The sequence below is a fragment of the Paenibacillus lutimineralis genome (assembly GCF_003991425.1).
GTDB classification, from domain to species: Bacteria; Bacillota; Bacilli; order Paenibacillales; family Paenibacillaceae; genus Fontibacillus; species Fontibacillus lutimineralis.
In genome coordinates this window covers 3,409,984-3,433,252 of sequence record NZ_CP034346.1, presented here as the reverse complement: position 1 = coordinate 3,433,252, position 23,269 = coordinate 3,409,984, and the positions used below count along the sequence as shown (strand labels likewise).

At 42.5% G+C, this 23,269-nt stretch carries 22 protein-coding genes and 2 pseudogenes; 19 read left to right on the top strand and 5 right to left on the bottom strand.

What is annotated here, in order from left to right:
* Nucleotides 1–18: 18 nt before the first annotated feature.
* From EI981_RS15075 to EI981_RS15065, 3 genes are all read right to left on the bottom strand, one after another.
* A complete protein-coding gene (locus tag EI981_RS15075; RefSeq protein ID WP_126999461.1) occupies nt 19–966 on the bottom strand; it encodes an ABC transporter permease in 948 nt (315 codons plus the stop codon).
* Complete coding sequence (locus EI981_RS15070) at nt 963–1,901, bottom strand: ABC transporter permease (protein WP_126999459.1); 939 nt, start codon at nt 1,899–1,901, stop codon at nt 963–965. Before EI981_RS15070 ends, EI981_RS15075 begins: the two co-directional genes overlap by 4 nt.
* 122 nt (nt 1,902–2,023) lie before the next feature.
* Nucleotides 2,024–3,730, bottom strand: coding sequence for a peptide ABC transporter substrate-binding protein (locus tag EI981_RS15065; RefSeq protein ID WP_126999457.1), 1,707 nt, complete (start codon nt 3,728–3,730; stop codon nt 2,024–2,026).
* A 395-nt stretch (nt 3,731–4,125) separates the two neighbouring features.
* Between EI981_RS15065 and EI981_RS15060 the strand changes: the two genes are divergently transcribed.
* From EI981_RS15060 to EI981_RS15010, 11 genes and pseudogenes are all read left to right on the top strand, one after another.
* Complete coding sequence (locus tag EI981_RS15060) at nt 4,126–4,317, top strand: MoaD/ThiS family protein (RefSeq protein ID WP_126999455.1); 192 nt, start codon at nt 4,126–4,128, stop codon at nt 4,315–4,317.
* 99 nt (nt 4,318–4,416) lie between these two features.
* Nucleotides 4,417–4,678: pseudogene (locus tag EI981_RS15055) on the top strand (radical SAM protein); the annotation flags it as partial.
* A 140-nt stretch (nt 4,679–4,818) separates the two neighbouring features.
* Nucleotides 4,819–5,640, top strand: a complete 822-nt coding sequence (gene modA / locus EI981_RS15050; protein WP_227011444.1) for a molybdate ABC transporter substrate-binding protein — start codon at nt 4,819–4,821, stop codon at nt 5,638–5,640.
* Complete coding sequence (gene modB, locus EI981_RS15045) at nt 5,637–6,320, top strand: molybdate ABC transporter permease subunit (protein ID WP_193556372.1); 684 nt, start codon at nt 5,637–5,639, stop codon at nt 6,318–6,320. Before modA ends, modB begins: the two co-directional genes overlap by 4 nt.
* Nucleotides 6,317–7,066: a YwiC-like family protein gene (locus tag EI981_RS15040; RefSeq protein ID WP_126999453.1), complete on the top strand. Its 750-nt coding sequence runs from the start codon at nt 6,317–6,319 to the stop codon at nt 7,064–7,066. Before modB ends, EI981_RS15040 begins: the two co-directional genes overlap by 4 nt.
* 565 nt (nt 7,067–7,631) lie before the next feature.
* Entirely contained in the window at nt 7,632–8,687 is a 1,056-nt protein-coding gene (locus EI981_RS15035) for a Cfr family 23S rRNA (adenine(2503)-C(8))-methyltransferase (protein WP_126999451.1), read from the top strand.
* A gap of 412 nt (nt 8,688–9,099) precedes the next feature.
* A complete protein-coding gene (locus tag EI981_RS15030) occupies nt 9,100–10,578 on the top strand; it encodes an Lsa family ABC-F type ribosomal protection protein (protein ID WP_126999449.1) in 1,479 nt (492 codons plus the stop codon).
* Nucleotides 10,579–10,717: 139 nt separating this feature from the next.
* On the top strand, nt 10,718–11,152 hold the full coding sequence (locus tag EI981_RS15025; RefSeq protein WP_126999447.1) for a MarR family winged helix-turn-helix transcriptional regulator: 435 nt from the start codon (nt 10,718–10,720) through the stop codon (nt 11,150–11,152).
* A 45-nt stretch (nt 11,153–11,197) separates the two neighbouring features.
* A complete protein-coding gene (locus EI981_RS15020; RefSeq protein WP_126999445.1) occupies nt 11,198–11,824 on the top strand; it encodes a nitroreductase family protein in 627 nt (208 codons plus the stop codon).
* Between the two features lie 302 nt (nt 11,825–12,126).
* Nucleotides 12,127–13,008, top strand: coding sequence for a cation diffusion facilitator family transporter (locus EI981_RS15015; protein WP_472793374.1), 882 nt, complete (start codon nt 12,127–12,129; stop codon nt 13,006–13,008).
* 179 nt (nt 13,009–13,187) lie between these two features.
* Complete coding sequence (locus tag EI981_RS15010) at nt 13,188–13,949, top strand: DUF2935 domain-containing protein (protein WP_237172667.1); 762 nt, start codon at nt 13,188–13,190, stop codon at nt 13,947–13,949.
* A 221-nt stretch (nt 13,950–14,170) separates the two neighbouring features.
* Here EI981_RS15010 and EI981_RS15005 read toward each other — a convergent pair whose 3' ends face one another.
* Nucleotides 14,171–15,295, bottom strand: a complete 1,125-nt coding sequence (locus tag EI981_RS15005) for a glycosyltransferase family 4 protein (protein WP_227011442.1) — start codon at nt 15,293–15,295, stop codon at nt 14,171–14,173.
* A gap of 187 nt (nt 15,296–15,482) precedes the next feature.
* Between EI981_RS15005 and EI981_RS15000 the strand changes: the two genes are divergently transcribed.
* The 6 genes from EI981_RS15000 to EI981_RS14975 all read left to right on the top strand — a co-directional run bounded on the left by EI981_RS15000 (nt 15,483) and on the right by EI981_RS14975 (nt 21,153).
* On the top strand, nt 15,483–16,268 hold the full coding sequence (locus tag EI981_RS15000) for a YheC/YheD family protein (RefSeq protein WP_227011441.1): 786 nt from the start codon (nt 15,483–15,485) through the stop codon (nt 16,266–16,268).
* 141 nt (nt 16,269–16,409) lie between these two features.
* Nucleotides 16,410–17,282 (top strand): LysR family transcriptional regulator, encoded by an 873-nt coding sequence (locus EI981_RS14995; RefSeq protein WP_126999441.1) that lies wholly within the window; start codon nt 16,410–16,412, stop codon nt 17,280–17,282.
* Between the two features lie 104 nt (nt 17,283–17,386).
* Nucleotides 17,387–18,421 (top strand): NADH:flavin oxidoreductase/NADH oxidase, encoded by a 1,035-nt coding sequence (locus tag EI981_RS14990; RefSeq protein ID WP_127004698.1) that lies wholly within the window; start codon nt 17,387–17,389, stop codon nt 18,419–18,421.
* A gap of 192 nt (nt 18,422–18,613) precedes the next feature.
* Complete coding sequence (locus EI981_RS14985; protein ID WP_126999439.1) at nt 18,614–18,943, top strand: PadR family transcriptional regulator; 330 nt, start codon at nt 18,614–18,616, stop codon at nt 18,941–18,943.
* 14 nt (nt 18,944–18,957) lie between these two features.
* Complete coding sequence (locus tag EI981_RS14980) at nt 18,958–19,827, top strand: pentapeptide repeat-containing protein (RefSeq protein WP_126999437.1); 870 nt, start codon at nt 18,958–18,960, stop codon at nt 19,825–19,827.
* 117 nt (nt 19,828–19,944) lie between these two features.
* Nucleotides 19,945–21,153: a GDSL-type esterase/lipase family protein gene (locus EI981_RS14975; RefSeq protein WP_227011908.1), complete on the top strand. Its 1,209-nt coding sequence runs from the start codon at nt 19,945–19,947 to the stop codon at nt 21,151–21,153.
* A gap of 145 nt (nt 21,154–21,298) precedes the next feature.
* Here EI981_RS14975 and EI981_RS14970 read toward each other — a convergent pair whose 3' ends face one another.
* Nucleotides 21,299–21,832, bottom strand: coding sequence for a CueP family metal-binding protein (locus EI981_RS14970; protein ID WP_193556494.1), 534 nt, complete (start codon nt 21,830–21,832; stop codon nt 21,299–21,301).
* A gap of 213 nt (nt 21,833–22,045) precedes the next feature.
* Between EI981_RS14970 and EI981_RS14965 the strand changes: the two are divergent.
* Both EI981_RS14965 and EI981_RS14960 read left to right on the top strand, forming a co-directional pair.
* Nucleotides 22,046–22,213, top strand: a pseudogene (locus tag EI981_RS14965) (RCC1-like domain-containing protein); the annotation flags it as partial.
* A 74-nt stretch (nt 22,214–22,287) separates the two neighbouring features.
* Nucleotides 22,288–23,253 carry an arsenic resistance protein gene (locus EI981_RS14960; RefSeq protein WP_126999429.1) on the top strand — a complete coding sequence of 322 codons (966 nt, stop codon included), beginning with the start codon at nt 22,288–22,290 and terminating at the stop codon, nt 23,251–23,253.
* The last annotated feature ends 16 nt before the right edge of the window (nt 23,254–23,269 follow it).

The following is a 23,269-nucleotide window of genomic DNA, read 5'->3' as shown; positions in this document are numbered from 1 at the left end:
GGCGAATCCTCCTTGTCCTTATTTTTTCATCTTCGGATCGAGCGCATCACGCAGCCCGTCCCCGAACAGGTTGAAGCACAGCATCAACAAACTTATAAACAGCGCCGGGAAGGCAAGACGCCATGGATAAATGATCATGGTTTTAAGCGCGTCGTTAATCATAGTCCCCCATGATGCGGCCGGCGATTGAACACCTAGTCCAAGGAAGCTCAGCACTGCTTCGCTGAAGATGGCTACCGGCACTGCCAAAGTTAAGGTGACGATAATCGGACCCATCGAGTTCGGTAGGAGATGTCGAAATAGAATGCGTAAATGAGGCGAACCCAGGGAACGTGAGGCGAGGGCATATTCCTGATTTTTGAGCTGCATCATCTGTCCACGTACGATCCAGGACATATTGATCCAGCCGGTCACACATAGCGCCAAAATAATCGTGCCTAGGCTTGGTTCGAAGACGACGACAAGCAGAATTGCCACCAGAAGATCCGGAATTGAATAAATGATTTCAGAGATTTTGTTCATTACCTCGTCGAGACGTCCACCAATATAACCCATGAGTCCACCGTAGATAACGCCGATGACGAGATTGATGGCTGCAGCGGAGAAGCCGACGATAAGAGAAATGCGAGCACCCATCCACGTTCTAGCGAACATGTCGCGGCCGAGATCGTCCGTACCGAACCAATGCTCGGCGGAAGGTGGCAGGTTCGTCATCTCCAGATTATTGGAATAGTAATCGTAAGGCGTCAGTATCGGGCCGATTATAGACATGACGATGATGAGCAGCAAGAAGACAAGGGCTGTCATGGCAACTCGGTTGCTGCTCAGATGAAGCCAGGTGTCGCGCCATGTAGATACGCCTTCCTGTTCGATCGCTTCCGCCGCATGTTCGCTAACATCTGCCTTTCGGAAATCTTCCGGGGCCGGTGCACGCCTGTCGGCAGGGGAGGAATGGAACATTGTCATGCGGTCTTCTCCTTTCTCGAGACGAGCGTGATGCGGGGATCAATGAGTCCATATGCGATGTCGGTGATGAAGCGGGCACACATTAGAATAAGCCCATAAAATAGGGTAATGCCCATAATAAGCGAATAGTCTCGGTTGCTGATGCTTATGACGAATATTTTGCCGAGCCCCCCGATTCCAAATATTTGCTCAATGATGAAGGAGCCTGTCACGACGTTGGCCGTGAGCGGACCGAGATAGGTGACAACGGGCAGAATGCCGTTGCGCAGTACATGACGGCGTATGATGGCACCGCGGGACAAGCCTTTGGCCTTGGCGGTCTTAATATAATCGGCCGTTAACACTTCCAGCATATTCGAACGCGTCAGGCGTGCGATAAAGGCGATCGGCAGGGCGGAGAGCGCAAGGGTTGGCATAATGTAATCAAGCGGACCGCTTAGGCCGACAACATGCAGCCATCTCAGCTTTACGCCGAAAATATACTGGAAGAAGGAGGCGAGTACGAAGCTGGGAACCGATACGCCTAGAACCGCTATGACCATTGAGACGGAGTCGAGCAGCTTACGATGCCGCAGTGCGGCAATCATGCCCAGGCTGACCCCGATAACAACGGAGACGATAATTGAGACAATACCGAGCTTCAAGGAGAAGGGGAAGGCATCGCGAATCGTTTGGCCGACTTCACGGTCCTGCATTTTCATTGAAATGCCCAGATCGCCTTTGGCCAGATTGCCCAGGTATACGAAGTATTGCTCATACAGCGGTTTATCCAGTCCGTATTGGGCCATCAGACGGGCACGAATTTCCGGTGGAACTGCTTTTTCAGACATGAATGGATCGCCGGGAATGGCTTTCATGAGCAGAAAAGTGACGGAAGCAAGCACCCACAGCGACAGGACGAGATAGAACAACTTGATCAGGGTGTATCGAATCATAGATGCATCCTCCTTTCTGTTCAAATGGTTACTGCAGTGGATATGAAGAAGCGGGACGCACCGGCAATGAGGCCAAGTGCATCCCGGTTAAAATTCCTGCTGGACAGCCTAGGGGAACGCCGTTATTCGTAGTAACCCCGGTTGTAGATGATGTTTCCTTGGTAGTCGATATACACGCCTTTGAGATTCGGTTTCTGCAACGCAATGTTCGTGTAGTAGTACAGCGGAAGGATGGCCTGATCCTGCTCGATCAATATTTTTTCCGCTTGTGCCATCAATTCCATTCGTTGCTTGTTATCTTGCGATTGCTTCGCCTCATTAACGAGCTTGTCGTATTCCGGATTGCTGTAACCGATATCATTGTTGCCGCTTCCAGTCATGTAAAGATCGAGGAAGGACATCGGGTCGTTATAATCGGTTTGCCATCCGGCTCGGGACATTTGATAATTGAGCGCGGTGCGGTTCTTCAGGAAGACGCCAAATTCCTGATTCTCAATTTTTACTTTGAGACCGAGATTTTTGCTCCACATGTCGACGATGGCCTCGGCCACCTTTTTATGGCTTTCATCGGTATTGTAGATAAGTGTAAATTCAGGCATGGCGGACAGACCTGCTTCGCTGAGCCCCTTTTGCAGCAGTGCCTTTGCTTCCTCTACATTTTCCTTGAAATAATCGTCCTTGTGCTCGGAGCGGAATTCTCCATTCTCACCCGCGATTCCCGGAGCAACAATGCCAAACGCGGGCAGTTGCCCGCCAAGGGTCACCTTATCGACGATCAACTGGCGATCGATCACCATCGCTAGCGCTTTGCGGATGTTGACGTTATCAAATGGCTTCTGTTGATTGTTGAACAAATAGTAATAGGTGGAGGCGATGCCCTTAATATTCAGTTCGTCCGGCTTCGTCTGCTTCATGATCGGAATTTGCTCGTTGGGAATGCGTCCGGTCGGCATGCCGGCAAAATCGAGCTGGTCGGTCTCGTACATGTTCAATTCCGAGCCGGCATCGTCTACCATGGTCATCTGCACTTTGGTAAATTTGATCTCGTCCTTAGCGTAGTAATTCTCGTTTTTAACCATCTCAAGCGAGCTTTGCTGCTTCCATTCGCTTATTTTGAATGGACCGTTCGAAATGATGGTGCTTGCGTCGGATGCCCATTTTGGATTGTCTTTCACGGAGGAATGTACTGGGAAATAGGTTGAGAATGAAAGAAGTCCTAAAAAATACGGAGTGGAGTGCTCTAACTCGACCTCAAGTGTATTGGCATCGACGGCCTTGACGGAGACTGAATTCGGGTCTGTGCTTTTTCCGGTGTTATACGCTTCCGCGCCCTTGATATAGTACATCTGATAGGCGTATGGTGGCGCTGGCTCAGTCTTCGGATCGAGCACCCGCTTCCAAGCGAACTCGAAGTCAGCCGCAGTTACGGGATCTCCGTTCGACCATTTGGCGTCCTTCCGCAAATAGAAGGTGTACTTGAGTCCATCCGGAGAGATATCCCATTTCTCTGCGATGCCTGGAATGGCTTTACCGTTCTCATCGCTTCTAGCCAGCCCTTCGTACAGTCCGGTGAGCACGGCGAACCCCACGTTGTCTTGCGCTATACCGGGGTCAAGCGTTGGCGGATTCGAATGCAGATTGAAGCGGAAGACCTGCTCCTTCACTGCTTCGGTTTTGTCCCCAGATGTCTGATTAGCAGGTTTTTCATTGTTCGTCTTCGGAGGCGCGGAAGAGTTGGTGTCTTTGCCACTGCCTCCGCAGGCGCTCATCGTAGCGCTTATAGCCATAATGATAAGCAAGGCTAGTATGGATTTACGTTTCTTTTGCATAGCGTACCCCTCTCTTGATATTTAGTGGTTGCTTATTTTATAAACATGCTAACTCGTCTACATTTATTCTCAATTACTATAAATTTTTAATAAAAAATAGGGGATTGCGACACGTGGTAACTTAATAAAAAAAGCATGACTTGTCTGACTTTCCAAAAATCTGGACTTTTGAAAAGCCCTATCATCGGCGGTAGAAGAAAACATGGAATTAACAAAGGTGAGGGACTATGTGATATATACTTATTCAATAGGAAGGATCACAACTCTTGAATTCTCCTTTTTTCTCCGAATATCGCATGAGTATGCTCATTTCAACGTAGCAGAACATATGTTCCGGAAGTCGGTAAGTTGATGCTATTTGAGCAACTCGAAGAGAATGCTCCAATGCGAAAAACATGATGAATATCACACTTTCAGAACTGAAGATTCGCTATCCGGCTCTGCTGCTCGATCATGTCATGATTGCGGTCAACGAACATTTTGTCGAACCGACATATGTCATAGCGCCGAATGATACGGTGGCATTGCTGCGGATCAAGCAGACTGTGCCCATAGGCAGGTCTATTCCGAGGAACGCCCATTACTAACAGAGATACTGAAGAAAGATTAGAAGGAACTTCGGAAAGGAATGTAGTATGATGAACGTACCCAGCCTAATCGATAAATATGGACGATAGCATCATTATTTGCGGATATCAGTGACCGATCGTTGTAATTTGCGCTGCATCTACTGTATGCCTGAAGAAGGAATAGAATTCGAGCCCTCGGAGAGGATCCTGACGTTCGAAGAAATTCACCGAAGTCGTACGTGTCGTTGCAGACATGGGAATTCGGAAAATCCGGTTAACGGGCGGCGAACCTTTGGTTCGGAAGAACATTGAACAGCTTGTAGCAATGATTGCGGGGATCCCCGAGATCGAGGATATCTCACTGACGACGAACGGCATGTCGATGCTAGCATGAAGACAGGGTTTAAGCCCTATCAAATTGAATGTGGTGCTTATGAGAGGGTTGAACGAGGATTTAGCGATTTCGCACATGCCTACTGCGCGTAGAATGTCACAAATTGGTGGATAGGAGAGATTTGTTTGAGACATGTTTTAGTAAAAAGAAGATGGGGATTGCTCACCTTGCTATTGATCACGGCCCTTCTCATCTCGGCATGCGGTACTCAGCAAACCAGTAAGAACTCAGGCTCGAAAGGAGACACTGTTGAACTGACGGTCTCCGCTGCAGCCAGCTTAACTGATGCGTTGCAAGAAATTCAGGAAAATTATGAGGCGAAGACGAGCGGTGTGAAGCTTCATTTCAACTTCGGCGCTTCTGGCGCGTTGCAGCAGCAGATTGAGCAAGGGGCACCTGTTGATCTGTTCCTCTCTGCAGCTTCTAAAAATATGAATGCACTCGTTGATAAGAAGCTTATTACGCCGGATCAACAGAAGGATTTGCTCGCTAATGAACTTATTGTAATTACCGCTACCGAACCATCGATAACCGTTCAAGAAGCGAAAGATCTCCTGAATACGGATATCCAGAAAATCGCTATCGGGATACCGGAGTCGGTTCCCGCAGGGAGATACGCGCAAGAGGCTCTTACGAACGCAGGAGTTTGGGACGATATACAGTCCAAATTGGTTCAAGCAAAAGATGTCCGCCAAGTACTGCAATATGTTGAGACAGGAAATGCAGACGCGGGGTTCGTGTATAAAACCGATGCATTATCAACAGATCAAGTGAAAATTGCCTACACCGTCGATCCTACATTTTATACGCCGATTACGTATCCGATCGGAATCGTCCAATCGACAACCCATGCCAAAGAAGCTGAGCAATTGTACAATTATCTGCAGTCGAAAGAAGCGATGGACGTCTTCATGAAATACGGATTCTCCGTACCGAACTCGAAATGAGTATGCTGCAAATCGACTGGGCGCAGCTATGGACGCCTATTCGGTTATCTCTCCAGGTTGCGCTGATCGCAAGTATTTTCAGTACGATCCTGGGAGTTGCTTTGGCATGGAGGATGTCAAGAAGTAAGGTGAAGGGGAAGATTTTGCTCGAGACCGCATTTTTGTTACCCCTTGTGCTACCGCCAACGGTCGTCGGCTTCCTGCTCCTCATCCTGCTTGGACGACGAAGCTGGATCGGGCAGTTCGCGGAATGGCTGTTCTCCGCGCCGATTATTTTCTCGTGGGGTGCTGCGGTAATTGCTTCGGTTGTCGTATCGTTTCCGCTCGTCTATCAGACAATGAAGACTGGCTTTCGTACCATTGACCATCAATTAACGGATGCCGCACGTTCGATCGGCGCGAATGAATGGCAGGTTTTTCGCTATATTACGCTGCCGCTTGCATTTCCATCGGTGATCACCGCCTATATTCTGAGCTTCGCTCGCAGTTTGGGCGAATTCGGCGCGACACTGATGATCGCGGGCAACATCCCTGGGAAGACACAAACCGTCCCTACAGCTATATTCGTAGCCGTCGATTCCGGCAATATGACGATGGCATGGTTATGGACGATTTCTATGGTAATTATTTCATTTCTATTGCTGCTCTTAACTGGACGGCAGGAAACATCATCATCATGAGGTTGGTGGTACAATTGAAGGCTGCTAATAAGGGCATCGTGATTCCACATGAGCATGGTGGCTGGGCAATGGTTAGCGCGCCGTTTCTATTCGGGATGATGGCTGGGACGGCTAAGTGGGATCATATATTATTGTTCATCGCCTGGTTGTTCTTATATTTGGCATCGTATCCCACACTGCAAGCTTTGAAACGAAGGAAGCAGCGCGATCATCTGTTGAAGTGGTCCGCCATTTATGGAGCCATCGCACTGGCAGCTCTCGTGTATCCGCTCTTCCAAACGCCGGCGCTATTCTATTTTGGCATTCCATTCGTCTTGTTATTAATCGTAAATATATGGCACGTGAAGCAGAGGGCAGAACGAGCGCTCGTGAACGATCTCTGTGCCATTCTGATCTTCTCCATCGGAGGCGCTGCGGCCTATCTGTACGGAGATGGCGATTGGGATCTAACGATGCTGTTTGTCGTTCTGTTTAATTTTCTATATTTTATGGGGACAGCCTTCTTTGTAAAGACGATCTTCCGCGAGCGCGGTAATAAAAGATGGGAGGCAGCCGCACGTATTTACCACATACTCTTGCTCTTCATTCCATGGGCGTGCGGTTATCCCTGGATGACCCTGCCTTTCATCATTCCGCTTATTCGAACGCTCCTCTTTGCAGGAAAGCAAGTCAAACCGATGAGGGCAGGCATCATTGAAATTATCGGCTCTGTGCAGTTTATCGTTATTTCATGGATCGTATTTTAGTTGAGCATATCGCAGTCGTTAAAGTAGACTAATTTGTTTGGAAGCGGGTCCTGGTTGTAGATGGGGAAGTTACAAATATGGTGAGATCATAGGCATACTGGAACAGTAGACGGTAGTATACCGCACTCACATAGATATAACGGTAAGACCGGGAATGAAGTAGGATAATGTATTCTCGAATATAGCTTTACATATATTCGCTTTTATGATAGATTACTCAATAATAAATTTTGGCAAAAGGAGGTGCAAGCAATGGTAACTGTTTTTAGAATTCTGTATGGTAAAGACGCAAAAATTGGTAATGAATTAGCATACAAAGGGAGTAGTCTATCCTTTTTCAAGCTATTCAACCATACAAAACAGTTATCGGCGCTTAACCTCTATGGCAAATAAATGATAAAGCAATAACTTAGAGTTCTTGTTTATTTGTCCATATTTTCCATTTAAGCTTAAGCACCGATAATCTTATCTGTGCTTTTTTTGTGTTTATTTTTAACCATGGGATAGACAACTCCTTTCTATATACTCCTAAAAACTAGAGAGTCTTATGGAAGGATGAGGACAAATGCAATTAAATCAAAGTAATAAGTATAGAAGAATTAAAGAATTTCTAAAGGAACATAATTACCCTAATTTTAGAATGAAACAAATATTGAATGCCATTTTTAAGGAAAGAATCGATAAATTCAACGAAATGAGTGTACTCCCAAAATCGCTAAGAGAGCATTTAGTTAAAGAATTTGGAGAGTCTATTTTAGATATTGCCCCTTTAAAGGAACAACATTCAGAGCAAGTCACTAAGGTTCTATTTGAAATTCCAGGAAATGAAAAAATAGAAACGGTAAATATGAAATACAAAGCTGGTTGGGAATCATTTTGTATTTCTTCGCAGTGCGGATGTAATTTTGGGTGTAAATTTTGTGCAACAGGTGACATTGGTTTAAAAAGAAATTTGTCGTCAGATGAAATAACCGATCAGATCCTCCATTTTTATTTACAAGGCCATTCCATTGACAGTATTTCATTTATGGGAATGGGGGAAGCGTTATCCAATGTACAAGTTTTTGATGCCTTAGATGTACTTACTGATCCTACGCTGTTTGCTTTAAGCCAACGTAGGTTATCTATTTCAACGATTGGGATTATTCCGAGTATTAAAAAAATGACGCTGAATTATCCGCAAGTCAATTTGACGTTTTCATTACATTCACCATTTAATGAGCAACGAAGTAAGCTAATGCCAATTAATGATCGGTATCCATTATTAGATGTATTGGACACATTAGATGAGCATATACGAGTAACATCCAGAAAAGTATATATTGCTTATATTATGTTACCTGGTGTGAATGATTCTATGGACCATGCTGAAGAAGTTGTAAGACTATTAAAAGGTCGATATAAAGAGGGACGCTTATACCATGTGAATTTAATCAGATATAACCCAACTGTTAGTTCTCCTTTAAGTTTCGGTGAAGTAGATGAAAGCCATGTTGCTAACTTTTACAAAAAATTAAAATCATCAGGTATCAATGCGACCATCAGAAGTCAATTTGGAATCGATATAGATGCTGCCTGCGGTCAATTGTATGGGAATTATCAAAAGAGCAACAACCCGTAATTTGAGGTTAGATTGATGTTGATGTTGTATTCTACTAAAAAAATTGTTAATATGAAAATACAATGATGAGAGGACTGATGGATGAACAATGATTAACTAATCTATATTTTTATTTTTGAAATGAATAACTTCAAACTACAAAATATAGGGTTAGTCTATCATTTTTATAAATCAGTTAACACTTAAATACCATGATTCTGGTGGTAACAACGAACTTATTTGACGTTAAGTGAAAGACTAATCCTTCCAATTACAAATTGGGGGGATTTTTTTATTCTCTCATGGCAAGAATGTTATTATATATCTGTAAAATAAAGGGGAGAAAGAAATGAGTAACTCAGATAGCATCGTTACACATGTAATGCTCCGTATAAGTCGCTAATATCTATCAAACTTATACGGAGGAATTAACATGTCAATGATACAAGTGCAAGATTTAACTTTTTCTTATCCAAGCAGCTTTGACAATATTTTTGAAGACGTAAACTTTCAGATCGATACGGATTGGAAACTTGGATTTATCGGTAGAAATGGGCGAGGTAAGACAACATTCTTTAATCTGTTATTAGGGAACTATGAGTACAGTGGGAAAATCACATCTTCGGTGGAATTTAATTATTTCCCTTATCCCGTTTCCGATAAAAATAAGTATACCTATGAAATCCTTGAAGAAATTTGCCCCCAAGCAGAAGATTGGGAATTTCTTCGTGAAATATCCTATCTAGATGTTGATGCCGAGGTCATGTACCGGCCATTTATAACATTATCAAATGGAGAACAAACCAAGGTATTGCTTGCCGCATTATTCTTGAATGAAGGGCAATTTCTATTAATCGATGAACCAACCAATCATTTAGACACGGATGCACGTAGGATTGTCTCCAATTATTTAAAGAAGAAAAAAGGGTTTATTTTAATTTCACACGACAGAATCTTTTTAGATGGATGCGTTGACCACATCCTGTCTATCAATAGAGCGAATATTGAAGTTCAAAGTGGTAACTATTCTTCATGGAAGTTAAACTTTGATAGACAGCAGGAACATGAAGAGGCAACGAATGAACGTCTACAAAAAGATATAGGGAGATTAAAAGACTCCTCAAAGCGTTCTGCAGGTTGGTCTAATCAAGTGGAAGCTTCAAAGAATGGGACTACGAATTCGGGTTCTAAGTTGGACAAGGGGTTTGTTGGACATAAAGCAGCAAAAATGATGAAGAGAGCAAAGAACATTGAGTCAAGGCAACAAAAAGCGATTGAAGAAAAATCAAAACTGCTTAAAAATGTGGAAAAAACCGAGTCTTTAAGGTTAGAACCGCTGGAATCCCAGTCGAAAGAATTGATTGTTTTGTCTAACTTGTCTGTTAAGTACGATGATCAAATCGTCAATAAGCCAATTAGCTTTAAGGTTGAACCCGGTGACAGAATTGTACTTGATGGTAAAAATGGAAGCGGAAAAAGTAGTATCCTGAAACTAATCTTAGGAGATCCGATCCAACATACAGGTTCAATGAATGTAGGTTCTGGACTTATTATTTCCTATGTTCAACAGGATACTTCTCATTTGAAGGGATTATTATCAGACTTCATTGAAGAACATGAGATTAATGAACCATTATTTAAATCTATCTTACGCAAGATGGATTTTGATCGGATTCAATTCGAGAAAGATATATCTCATTATTCTGGTGGACAGAAGAAAAAGCTGCTTATAGCCAAAAGTTTATGTGAAAAGGCTCATCTATATATTTGGGATGAACCATTAAATTTTATTGATATCTATTCGCGCATGCAAATTGAGGAGCTTATTCAAACATTTAATCCAACAATGGTGTTTGTAGAGCATGATCAGGCGTTCCAACAAACAATTGCAACAAAAACGATATCTATGTAGTTAAGTAAAAAGCTCCTGTAAAACACAGGAGCTTTTTTGGGTTTTGATATAGTTTGAGCTAATTCTTGATAAATAAATTTACTTGCATTATAATTGACGAGTCAATGATTGATTCGTCATATGTGGAGGTGGAAAATGCATGCAGATGTCTCTGCAGGAAATGAAACAAATTTTTCTCATGATCAAAAATATTGATAGACATGTAACCCAATATTTTGAAAAGCGAACAGGCATTAGCTTAACCAGATATGAAATACTGTACAAATTATTAGAAAAAGGCCAGCTTTCTCAAATGAAGTTACGACATGAGTTGAAGATAGATCAAGCTGCTATTACGAGACATTTAAAAATACTTGAGGAAGAAAGCTATGTCACTCGTCATCGAAATGAGCAAAATAATCGAGAAGTGATTGTGCAAATTACAGAGGCAGGGAAGGATATTTTAGACAACTGCGAGTTAGATAAGAAATGTTGTATGAATGAAATGTTTGGTAGCTTTACAGAACACGAGTTGAAGCAACTTCAAATCTTAGTCAAGAAGTTTGAAAGCGAAGCAGAAAAACTGAAAAGTTAAGAGGAAATGATCCATCTTGAATTCAACTAGAAAGGGGTATCTTTGATGCCAACCACACAAACAACAATGGAACAAATAATGCATGACCGTAAATCAGTTCGTAAATATAAAGAAGGAGTCGTTATCCCAGAAGAAAAGATACAATACCTACTTCAACAAGCGATTACTGCCCCCTCTTCAAGTAATATGCAACCTTGGCGCTTCCTTGTGATTCAGGATCAACAAGTTAAAAAAGAATTACGTGCGATAGCCAATAATCAGGAACAAGTGGAGACTTCATCAGCAATTATTGCTGTGCTTGGTGATCTTAGTATGTATGAAAATGCAGAACAAATATATGATGCCAATTTTGAACAAGGTTTCATGACTCGAGAAGTAGCTGATTTTATGATCAAAAATTCCCGCTCTTTATACGGCAATTTACCAGAAGCTATTTTAAAAAACATCGTACACTTCGATGCAGGGCTAGTATCGATGCAAATTATGCTGTTAGCAAAAGATATGGGGTATGACACGGTACCGATGGGTGGTTTTGACAAAGTTAAGTTTGCGGAAAAATTCAACCTTCCTCAGAATGAAATACCTATTTTACTAATTGCAATTGGTGAAGCTTCTGCTTCTGCATATGGGTCATCACGTCTTCCATTAACTCAAATAACACGTTTTATTTAAAACAAAGGTTACTGATGCAATTTATTCGAGAAGATAAAAGCTCCTGTAAAAAAACAGGAGCTTTTTCATGTGCTTATTTTAGTCTTTTCAGAACATGTTTTCCAGTATATCTGGCCTGATCTAATGCCCAAAAGTTGAGAAACACGGAATTTGCGAGCAAAGTAATATCTGTTTTTGCCGAGTGGAAACACTTTAAATTAGGGTCTACTTCATTGTAATATTGCAAAAAGGTTTCTGTAGACCCACACGATATTCGTCTGCTAATGTTTAATTTTACACCCATATAAAAGGTTGTGATGTGGTTGAATAATTCAAAGAGTGCCTTCTTATCTGTACTCAGCAACACATTTGTCGTTTCGCTAAAACTTGTTATAGGAATAGTAACGGGATCTGTAGCTGTTATTTCGGAAGCAATCCACTCAGCTTTAGATTTAATCGCTTCGTTGATTGCCTTCTTCTCGGTCCGACTGTCTAATCGTTCTGCGGACAAAAACCATCCATATGGCCACGGCAAAGTCGAGAATATTTCAGGAACGATTGAAACCTTACTTATCTTTGTTGCCGGAATCTGGATTATTTTTGAGTGTGTCCATAAGTTATTGAATCCAACTAACATCAAACTTCCCTTTCTGGGGATCATCGTGATGTTTGTCGGAGCAGGGATTAATTTTATTGTCTCAAGGAAGGTTAAAAAGGCGGCGGACGAATTTCATTCTGTTGCAATGAAATCTAATGCCCTACATCTGCTTACCGATGTTTTCACATCTTTGGGTGTTGCGGTCAGTTTATTATTGGTCACCCTTACCGGATGGACGATATTAGACCCTATTATTGGAATCGTTTTGGCCCTTTATATCATGAGAGAAGCCTATAAACTTATGAAAGAATCATTTCCTCCTCTGCTAGACGCACGATTGACAGAAGAAGAGGAGAGCGAAATTCTGCGAGTTATTGAATTGTTCAAAGAGGAATATATTGAAATTCATGATTTTCGCACCCGACGATCCGGTCCAGAAGAATATGTTGACTTCCACCTTGTGACTCCATCCACGATGGATGTTTTTACTGCGCATCAACTATGTGACGAAATTGAACAAGCCATTAAGGCCGTATTTGAACGTGCTCAGGTATTGATTCACGTTGAACCGGATCACGAGCGGCTGACAAATCTACTGTCACCATAAAAAATAGGTAAAGAAATGCAATCTTTTGCATATTGGAACAAGCCAGCGCCATATATTTTCTTAGGGTAGATTTTTGGGCCGGAATTGTTGGTCTTAATTCGAACAAAATGGAGGGAGTCAATTTGTCTGATCCGTTTGTGGTCCGATCTTTAGACGAAATTCGGTTTTGGTCACGGATAATGAAAGAACATTCTTTTTTCCTTCGATTAGGCTTTAGGTGTGAGGATACACAATTAATTAATGAAGCAAATCATTATCAAGCTGTGTTTGATGATATAGAAAAAAGAGCCCACGCATTTTCAAACGATACCGATCCACAAACGATTAGGGAATTCAATACAGAAGTACATAGTGCCGCAACACATATTTGGGCATTCAAAAGGAAAGTGTTAGGTCTTATTCTTCAATGTAAACTCCCAGGTCAAAATAATTTCCCCTTACTCGTTGATCACATAAGCAGAGAGGCCAACTACTTTAGAAATCGTTTAGAAGAACTAAATAACGGGAGACTCGAACCTGTACACGATGCAATCATTGATGAGAATGTTTTCTTTCTTAAAATCATGGCAGACCACGCGAAATTTATTGGGCACCTGCTTGATCCATCAGAACGGAAGCTTGTAGAACAAGCAAGAGAGTTTAGTCAGGAATTTGATACACTCTTGTATCAAGCAATAGACCTGAGCTCTATGCGTCCTCAATCCCAAACCGTTCCTTTATTAAGTCAATTTGTTGATGAAAATCGAGTCTCCGTTAAATCCCTTCGGGATTTCAAGAAAACAGCTCGCGATTTAATTGCAGAATGCCGAATCAAAAGCATCATTCATCCCTTATTGGCCGATCATGTATTCCGGGAAGCAGAACGTTTTCTGTTTATTCTGGATATGTTTGAAAAATCTTTATCGGGAGTCAAAGTAAACAAGAAGGAAATACTTTTTTAGCTATTTTCCACCTGCTTAATGAGATGGTAAATTCATTGTTATTGAAAAACTACTGTAAGATATAAAGCTCCTGTAAATAAACAGGAGCTTTTCTTTAGGTTAGAGTTGAACAAAAACGGAAAACTAAGATTTCGATTAATATCTTAGTTTTCCGCTATTTTTTTGAACTATTATAGATTGAACATAGAAACGATTAACAAACTTCTAAGTGTCCTAAATATTTATAAATATATGGCTTCAAGTCTTGATGATGTTTGGCGCCATGTAAACCGACTAAGTACATTGGTTCTTGCATTATTGCCCAATGTACGAACAAGCTCTTTGTTCTTTCCTAATCGAACTATATATTCTGCAAATTTTGCAGGATCGTGATAGTTATCTATTAGATAACCATTGTTGTCGTGGTTTACAATCTCGGGGATTCCACCGATACGTGACGCAATAACCGGTAAACCGGTAGCCATTGCCTCTACATTCACTAGCCCAAAGGCCTCATGTTTCTGAGAGGGACATACAAAACAATCAGATGCTTGAAAAACTCTATGGATTTCCGAATGTTTCTTTTTCCCAATCCAGGATACAGAAATACCAAGTTTTGATGCGTACCCTCGAAGTCTCTTCATATATGAATCCCTTCCCTTGCCTGCAATAACTAAATGAACAGGAACCTGTTGATTAGCAAGATGGACTGCCTTCAGCAATACAGGCACTCCCTTACGCGGTATTACTCGCCCTACGAACAGGACAGTAAATGTTTTACCAAGACCATATTTAGCCCGAAGAGTATTACGCTCTGATTCACCTGGCGGGTGGAACCTATCGGCTTCAACCCCAAGCTCAACTGTATGGATTTTATGTTTCTGAGCAGGGAAGCGGTCGGTTAGTTTGCTCTTTAATGATTCGCTATTAGCAATAATAACATTAGCATGGTTCAAACTATTTTTTACATGTTGGGTTCTAGGAACGAATGTAAGTGAATGCAGAAAAAGAGCTACTTTGGTTCTCGGATGAGCTTTCTTAATGGCAGCCATATAATGGGGGCGATTATCCACTTGAATCACATCATAAGATTTATTCCGTAGATAACGTAACACTGAAGCCAAATACACCTTGGAGCTTCCTGAAGCTACTCTGACTATGTTTACTCCATTAACTTTACTATGAGAAGCCAAACTTCCTATTGCTCTACTTACTACTGTTATCTGATGATGCTTGGCGAGTTTTATTGCGATGGCTAGAATGCAAATCTCTACAGAACCCGTCCCAGGAACAGGGAATTGTTCAGGTGCCACAATTAATAATTTCAATCTCATTCCTCCGATCTGGCCGGACAATTTGGCCGGCATTTCGCTAGACCTCCCGCGTTTCCCTATGATGTATTCAAATACAATGAGCTTTGCATAGTCTGACGTCTTAGAGGAGTACCTATTTTTCGATAATTGATGAAATGGCCTGTCTTCATTCATTAGAAGATGCATAGTATATTCTGATTTTCTCTTGTTAAAAAAGCAGATGAGTGAAGGGAGAACAAACATGGCGATGGTACTTAAGAAGCGTCGCAAGTATGTATTGAGTAAGTGGATTAAAACTAAGGTGCTCCTTGGGAATGGTGATGCTCGCTCTCATATTCCGGATACCCGGAAATTCTCAAAATCTACACTCACAACGATGCTTAAATTATACGGTATGGTTTACGTTAAACCGGAGATTGGAACTCATGGGAAGGGAGTTATTCGCGTAGAGAAAAGGGGGGGAGCGGAGTATGCATATCAGCTCGGTACCAGAGAAAAGGGCTTCCGGGATTACGAAACATTCTACCAATCCCTTGTACGTGAAACCAAAAAGAAAAGCTACCTGATACAAAAAGGTATTCATTTGGTGAAATATAAAAAAAGGCGTTTTGATATAAGGGTTATGGTTCAGTTGAGTCCCAAAGGAGTTTGGGAAACGACTGCCCTAATAGGAAGAGTTGCCCCTCCTAAAAGGATTGTGACTAATTATCATAGTGGTGGTAAGCTTATGGATGTTAAAAGTCTGCTCAGTGCGCATCTCTCAGAAAGTAAAATGAAAAATGTCATGCACAAATTAGATAAATTGGGCGTAGCTACGGCAAGACATCTTCATAAAAAATATCCCGGAATACGACAAATCGGGCTTGACATTGGATTCGATCATTCCTGGATCCCTTGGATTATTGAAGTTAACACCAATCCGGATCCTTATATTTTTAACAAATTGTCAGATAAATCTATGTACAGGAAAGTTATGAGATATAAAAGGGCTGCATTTAAGCATGTAAGGGGAACGGTGACTCAATAAAAAAACATTGAAACGCAGCCGACTCTTGAGATTGGCTGCCTTTTTCCGCTGCGACAATTTTATCTGAACTTTGAACAGCAATAGAGGCAGACAATTAACGTATACTAATAAGTGAGAAAGCCTGAAAGTGAGGAACCCCATATGGTTGATTTTGAATGGTACAGAAGTTTTATCGCCATTTATAAACATAATTCCGTTTCTGAAGCTGCAAAATCCCGCATTATGACCCAGCCTGCAATGAGTCAACATCTTGCTTCCCTCGAGGCTGAAGTAGGAGAGCAATTGTTTTCGCGAGCCAAGCGTAGGTTAACCCCGACCGAGAGAGGTAAGCAGTTATATTCACAACTTGCTCCGCTTATCGAGTCTTTGGAGGAAGCTACGATGGAGTTGAAATCTCCGTTGCCTCCAACACTAAAAGTAATGAGAGTCGGAGCATCTCCTGCGATGTTTATCGAAAGAATCCTGAAGCAACTATCGCGGCCAGACTTAAGTATAATCTCTCATTTAGGAACAGCAGATGAATTGTTGGAGCTACTGAAGGAAGATCGAGTGGATCTCATTTTAACTTCGAAAAAGTTTCTTTCTCCGGGCATTGAATATGTTCGCTTTATCGACGAAAGCTTTGTTGTTGTCGCCCCGGCAGGGACAGAGGTTCCGAATACCGTCAAATTAAAGGAAAGGGAACAATGGTTATCTGAGCAGCGGTGGATTAGCTATGGTCTTGAACTTCCGATTATTCGTAGGTATTGGAGGGAACATTTCAAAAAGCGGCCCCTCATTAATCCAGTCCATATTATCCCAAGCTTACACTTAATCTTATGTGCGATTGAGGAGGGAGCTGGACTTAGTTTATTACCAACCTATATTCTTGAACATTTCAAACAAAATGAGCAACGGTGGGAAATTGTCTTTCCAGACATGTTAATACATAATGAACTGCTGATTGGATACAAGTCAAAAAATAAGCACTCACTAGAAATAACCGAATTTATGAAAACGATCAAATTAGTATAAATTTTTTTATGTATAAACTCACATTTCATAATTTGATTGATGGATAGTGATAAGCATATAATACGAATTGCAGCAACATGCTAAATATAAGGAGCGTTGAGATAATGAAGCATTTATTTACACCATATACCCTAAAAAGCTTGGAATTGAAAAACCGCGTTGTTATGCCACCAATGTGCCAATACGCCGTCAGCAGTAAGGATGGAATCGTCAACGATTGGCATTATAACCACTATGTCAGCCGTGCAATCGGCGGTGCTGGCTTGATCATTATAGAAATGACAGATGTTGAGCCAAATGGTCGCACTACGGATTTCGACCTTGGTCTGTGGTCGGACGATCAGATTGCACCTTTGAAGCGCATTATTGATGCTTGTCATCAATACGGCGCCAAAGTGGGGATTCAGATTGCCCATGCGGGTCGTAAAGCAGAAGATGCCGATATACCTGTAGCACCATCCGCGATTCCATACGACGAAAATTCCAAGATGCCACATGCTTTGACAACAGAAGAAACAAAGGAAATGGTAGAGAAGTTCCGCTTAGCTGCGGAGCGGGCAATCAAGGCTGGTGTGGATACAATTGAACTTCACGCGGCACATGGCTATCTGATCCACCAATTCCAGTCTGCTTTTACGAATAAACGTACGGACGAGTACGGAAGAGATTTGGCACTGTTTGGGAAGCAAGTCATTCGAGCTGTAAAAGGAGTAATGCCAGCGCAGATGCCACTTATTGTTCGGATATCTGCAAGAGAGTATGTCGATGGCGGTTATGGTATTGACGAGAGTATTGCCTTCTCCAAAGAATACAAGGATGCGGGTGTAGACCTAATCCATGTAAGTTCGGGGGGTGAAGGGCCAATTCTTGCACATGGAAAACCCGGTACACATGCAGCGTATCAGGTACCATTGGCAAGAGATATTAAACAGGCATTGAAAGTGCCCGTAATTGCCGTTGGTCGGTTGGACGAACCGGTATTGGCTAATTCCGTAATCGGGAACGAAGAAGCTGATCTTGTTGCCGTAGGCCGTGGAATGCTTAGAAATCCTTACTGGGCTCTTGAGGCCGCTACAGCACTAGGAAAAGAGACGGAAATTCCAGGGGTATATGGTGCTGGGTTTAGCTTGAAAAAGTAACTTGTAAATTTGCAGTTGAGATATTATTAAAGCCGCATAATTGCGGCTTTTTTTGTGTTTTAGCGGCAAAGTCCTTATCCCCACCAACCTAGGTGATCATGCAGAATAGAATCCAACAAAGTACTTTAACCAATATACTACCTTGACTGTCATAGTACTTTGTCGTAAAGTGAAAATATGGAGGTTATTTATATGAGCGATAACAAAATCACATCAGACCTGCTACGCGGCCATACCGACACGATGATTTTACGACTCCTATCCGAAGCTGACCGCTACGGCTATGAGATTGTCAAGCTGATTGCCCAGCGCTCTGACGGCGAGTATGAATTAAAGGAAGCCACGATGTACTCCAGCGTGCGGCGACTTGAGGCTGACGGTGATATCGAGTGGTATTGGGGAGATGAATCTCAGGGCGGACGTCGTAAATATTTTAGGATTACCGAGAAGGGCAAGGCGACTTACGCCCGCAACAAAAGCAATTGGGAGTATGCAAAGCGCGTGCTTGAAAACTTATTATAGGGAGGTTTGCTGTGATGTATGAGAAATTGAATAACTATTTAAACGGTGTTTTTGCACCCTACGATGGATTAAAAAGCGTGGAAGAACTAAAGTCTGACTTGCTCTCCGATTTGCAGGAGCGGTTCAGTGAACTTAAAGCCGAGGGTAAGGATGATGAAACCGCTTTTGAGATGACTCTTGATAGCATCGGCGACATTGAGGAAACCGTACTGGAGGTTGCAAATCTGTCCCGTTCGCTGGAACGGCAGGTGCAGATTAACCTCCGAGCGATCAGTTTGCAAGAGAGCGACTTCACGGGCGCTGTTTTACACAAAGGCGAATTCAAAGTGACCGATTTGCACGGAGCCAACTTTGCCGGTGCCGACTTGACCGGTACTTCGTTCGCAACCAGCAATGCACAAAAAGCCAATTTTGACGATGCAAATCTGACAGACTGCAACTTCTCCATTACTGACCTTACGGATGCGAGCTTCCGCAAATCCGTCCTTGTACGCACCAACATGATCACCTCGAGCCTGAAAGGCGCGAAGTTCAATGATGTAAGGCTGACCGATGTCAAGCTGACCAAGACGGACCTAAGGGAAGCAACTTTTGAGAATTGTATATTTAGTGGCGTTGATTTCAAATCTTCCGATTTACGAGGGATTCGTTTTGACGGGCAGACCTTCATCGGCGTCAAGTTTGACAAGTCTGCACTGAACGACGTTTCGTTTCGAGGAGCGACACTCAAGAACGTGTCATTCCGTCTACCTTTCTCCATGACAAATAAGTCTTATCTTACTTTCAAAACCGTTTGCTTTGACGGTGCGACGATGGATAAGCTGACCTATGCTGCGCTCAAAGGCTTATGGGTCGTCGATTTGTCCAAAGTCACGGTCATATAAGGAGGGGGAAATGAGCTTGTTACATTATCACCCAATATTGATCTCGTCTGCACCTGATATTGATTTCTCTATTCTATGATATGGGTATCTTGTAAGAAGGAGCTATTGCGTGTGAAAATGGTAAAACGATGGGTGAGTATTGTTCTGTCAACGGTGATACTATCGACCCTAGTCGCCTGTGGTGCAGCCGACGACAAAGGTAATACTCAGCTCGCGGCGACGCAGGTACCTGTGGGCACCGTTCAAGAATTGTTCGGCAGCAGCTTGTTCGTAGGCGACTCTATTATCGGAGGACTGACGAACGATGACTTGCTGCCTGAAGCGAACGTTATGGGGGGATTGGGTGCAACGGTCCAAACTACACTGGACAACGTCGAAGAGATCGTGAGCCGTGGGCCGTCGCATGTGTTCCTGTCCATGGGGCAGAATGATCTGGGGGAACCGCTGGAGGAAGCGAAGAATACGTTCGAACAGGAATACACCATGCTGGTCGATTGTATAAAGGAACTGCTGCCGGCGGCACGCGTCTATGTACTATCGATTACACCGATAGAAGAAGCATCGCCGGTTAGTGCGCTCATGAATCCGCAGATTGAGACATTCAACGAAGTCCTGCAGAAGATGGCGAAGGAGAAGGGAGTAGAATACATAGACCTTGCTCCTATTTTCCGGCAGCACAAGATTCAATACGATGAAGACGGCTCTCATTTCACGAACGCGTTCTACCCAATCCTGCTGGACTATTTGAAGGAGTGGACGGATATGGCCAACCAGTCACGTGGTCCGGCGGTCACCGATCCGAACGAAGCCTACAAAGCAGCGTTCAGTGACAGTGTTTTTCTGGGAGATTCCCTCCTTGGGGCCTTGTCCTATCTGAACAAACTGGATCAAGCAAATGTCATTGCCCCGAGAGGCGCAACGCTCGATTTCACCCTCCCAAACGTCGAGAAACTTGCCAGTCTGGTGCCTGAGCATGTGTTCATTCTGCTCGGCAGTAATGATATTCGGTTGTCAGACAAGCAGGAATTCGTCGAGCGTTATCGCCAGCTAATCGACAGTATTCGGAACAAACTGCCAAAGGCCAAGCTCCACATCCTTTCGATCCCGCCAGTCGCTGAGGAAGCCCTCAAGCAAGAGCCACGATATGCGGACATTACGGACTTCAACCAAGCGCTTGAACAATTGACCGATGAAGTCAAAGTGGATTTTGTGGACTTGTCACCCATCTTCGCCACCAACAAAATCCATTACGCAGCCGACGGCGTGCACTTCAAGCCGGATTTCTATCCGCCTTTCCTGGACTACTTGAAGGAGCTTGTAAAGTAGAGAGCGTACTTAAAACTACGACCGTTTCCCAAAACTCACAGGGGAACGGTCGTTTAATTTGATCAAAGGAAATGCATATGAATTAGCGAGAAGACAAGGATTTAGATGTTGAAAAGAGAATGGGGGATGAAGAGGTTGGCCTTTTTTATGCCAATTGCATGGTCGTGATGCATGTATCGTCACTTTCAAAAGTTGAAAAATTGGATTTCACGGTTTTCCCATTTTGGGTAATGGAGATACTAAATTCATTATCTCTCGGAAGCCATAAATCAATAAAACCATGGGAATTTGACGTTAATTTTTCATCGCGTATCATGTTTCCTTCGCGATCTTCGATGTATACCTCAAACTCTTCATTCATCAGTTCACCTCGGCAACGAGTCAAGCTATGGGTGGCACAAGGATGTGTTTGTTCAATGTATGGTGCAATTGAAACAAAGAACTCGTCTTTCGGCAATGCATAAGTCAACTGACTATTATCCTGCTTAGTAACGATTAGTTGTGTTGAATTAATTGAGGCGGATGGGTCTTCTATATTACCGGTACTATAATTACTAACTAATTGTTTTATATTCACTGATTCACTTTTTATAATCCCTTTGTTTTCTGACTGTTGGCTTCCACATCCACTTAAGGCGATAATTGAAGCAGCACAAATAAAGAACCATTGTTTTCTCATTGAACTATTTACCTCATCTTTCATAGTTTTCATCATTTGTATAGATGCCATAATTTGTATATACACCATAAATGGCATGAAGTAAATGACTCAGACTTCTACAATCTGCTGAACTTTTTCTGATTGCCAATTGAGAAATTGGATGTGGATATGGAATCTCGTATGGAAATAGTAGATACTTATATGTACGTTTAAGTTTTCAGGGGGTAAGATATGGATTACTTTTCACCGAAAGAAGCGGCGTTAATGGTAAAACGGTGGCCTAAAGATACCATAGCAGCGGGGCGTCGTCATACCATCGGTCTTAAATCGGACGGCACGGTGGTGGCTGTAGGAAGTAATGAATTTGGCCAATGCGATGTAGGTGGCTGGTATGGTATCCAACTACCCAGCAATTAGTTCACAGTTTTTAAAATTTTCGGTGTAATCCGAATAAAAAGGGGAGAGTATATAGAGTGTTTTCAAGGGAAAGTTTAGAAAAGAACCAAATCGGCGTATATGCAGTGGCATTAATTGTTGGAGGAACCGTGGGATTGTTAAGTCCGCGAATAGGTAGCTTCCTGGAACCCTTGGTTTCATTTATAATTGCGGTTCTCTTATTCAGTATGTTTTGTCAAATTCCTTTTTTGAAATTAAGGGAAGCACTTTCTAATAGACGCTTTATAGGAGCTTTACTGCTTGTGAATTTTATCTTAGTTCCTTTGCTTGTATTCGCATTAACTAAGCTTTTTCCTCAGCCTAGCCCAGTCCTGATCGGGGTTTTCTTGGTACTTCTAACTCCATGTATAGATTATGTCATTGTTTTTACTCAATTGGGCAAAGGGAATGAAAAGTTAATTCTAGCGTCTACTCCAGTTCTTTTTGTAGTCCAAATGATTATGCTGCCTTTTTACCTTTGGCTGTTTATTGGTGCTGAGGCATCTGAAATTGTAAGAATTGGTCCATTCGTTGAAGCTTTTGTTTACTTAATTATTGTCCCTTTGTTTTTTGCATTGGCTATCCAATTTCTAGCAAGGAAAAACGCTAGCGGTGTTAATATACTGAACTTCACAGCATGGCTACCTGTCCCACTTATGGCACTTGTGCTTTTCATGGTGATCGGCTCTCAAATGAATAGAGTTGTGAAGGAATTCAATGTAATTATTGCTGTGATACCGATCTATATATTATTCCATATAGTCTCACCATTAATTTCACGAATTATCTCATCTGTTTTTAGCCTAGGTCCGTCAGATGGTAGGGCACTTATTTTTAGTGGAGGAACTCGCAATTCGCTTGTTGTACTTCCTTTGGCCCTTACCTTACCAAGGGAGATGGCCACAATAGCAGCGTCTGTGGTAGTAACTCAAACAATTATTGAACTGATCGCAGAGCTTTTATATATTTATATCGTGCCTAATATTATCTACCGAGACGTATAAGTAAATATTAATAAAA

Bases quoted from the DNA above. Each gene is read 5' to 3' on its own strand.
- EI981_RS15075 (WP_126999461.1), bottom strand. From the start codon at position 966: ATGACAATGTTCCATTCCTCCCCTGCCGACAGGCGTGCACCGGCCCCG.
- EI981_RS15070 (WP_126999459.1), bottom strand. From the start codon at position 1,901: ATGATTCGATACACCCTGATCAAGTTGTTCTATCTCGTCCTGTCGCTG.
- EI981_RS15065 (WP_126999457.1), bottom strand. From the start codon at position 3,730: ATGCAAAAGAAACGTAAATCCATACTAGCCTTGCTTATCATTATGGCT.
- EI981_RS15060 (WP_126999455.1), top strand. From the start codon at position 4,126: ATGATGAATATCACACTTTCAGAACTGAAGATTCGCTATCCGGCTCTG.
- modB (WP_193556372.1), top strand. From the start codon at position 5,637: ATGAGTATGCTGCAAATCGACTGGGCGCAGCTATGGACGCCTATTCGG.
- EI981_RS15040 (WP_126999453.1), top strand. From the start codon at position 6,317: ATGAGGTTGGTGGTACAATTGAAGGCTGCTAATAAGGGCATCGTGATT.
- EI981_RS15035 (WP_126999451.1), top strand. From the start codon at position 7,632: ATGCAATTAAATCAAAGTAATAAGTATAGAAGAATTAAAGAATTTCTA.
- EI981_RS15030 (WP_126999449.1), top strand. From the start codon at position 9,100: ATGTCAATGATACAAGTGCAAGATTTAACTTTTTCTTATCCAAGCAGC.
- EI981_RS15025 (WP_126999447.1), top strand. From the start codon at position 10,718: ATGCAGATGTCTCTGCAGGAAATGAAACAAATTTTTCTCATGATCAAA.
- EI981_RS15020 (WP_126999445.1), top strand. From the start codon at position 11,198: ATGCCAACCACACAAACAACAATGGAACAAATAATGCATGACCGTAAA.
- EI981_RS15010 (WP_237172667.1), top strand. From the start codon at position 13,188: ATGAAAGAACATTCTTTTTTCCTTCGATTAGGCTTTAGGTGTGAGGAT.
- EI981_RS15005 (WP_227011442.1), bottom strand. From the start codon at position 15,295: ATGCCGGCCAAATTGTCCGGCCAGATCGGAGGAATGAGATTGAAATTA.
- EI981_RS15000 (WP_227011441.1), top strand. From the start codon at position 15,483: ATGGCGATGGTACTTAAGAAGCGTCGCAAGTATGTATTGAGTAAGTGG.
- EI981_RS14995 (WP_126999441.1), top strand. From the start codon at position 16,410: ATGGTTGATTTTGAATGGTACAGAAGTTTTATCGCCATTTATAAACAT.
- EI981_RS14990 (WP_127004698.1), top strand. From the start codon at position 17,387: ATGAAGCATTTATTTACACCATATACCCTAAAAAGCTTGGAATTGAAA.
- EI981_RS14985 (WP_126999439.1), top strand. From the start codon at position 18,614: ATGAGCGATAACAAAATCACATCAGACCTGCTACGCGGCCATACCGAC.
- EI981_RS14980 (WP_126999437.1), top strand. From the start codon at position 18,958: ATGTATGAGAAATTGAATAACTATTTAAACGGTGTTTTTGCACCCTAC.
- EI981_RS14975 (WP_227011908.1), top strand. From the start codon at position 19,945: ATGGTAAAACGATGGGTGAGTATTGTTCTGTCAACGGTGATACTATCG.
- EI981_RS14970 (WP_193556494.1), bottom strand. From the start codon at position 21,832: ATGAGAAAACAATGGTTCTTTATTTGTGCTGCTTCAATTATCGCCTTA.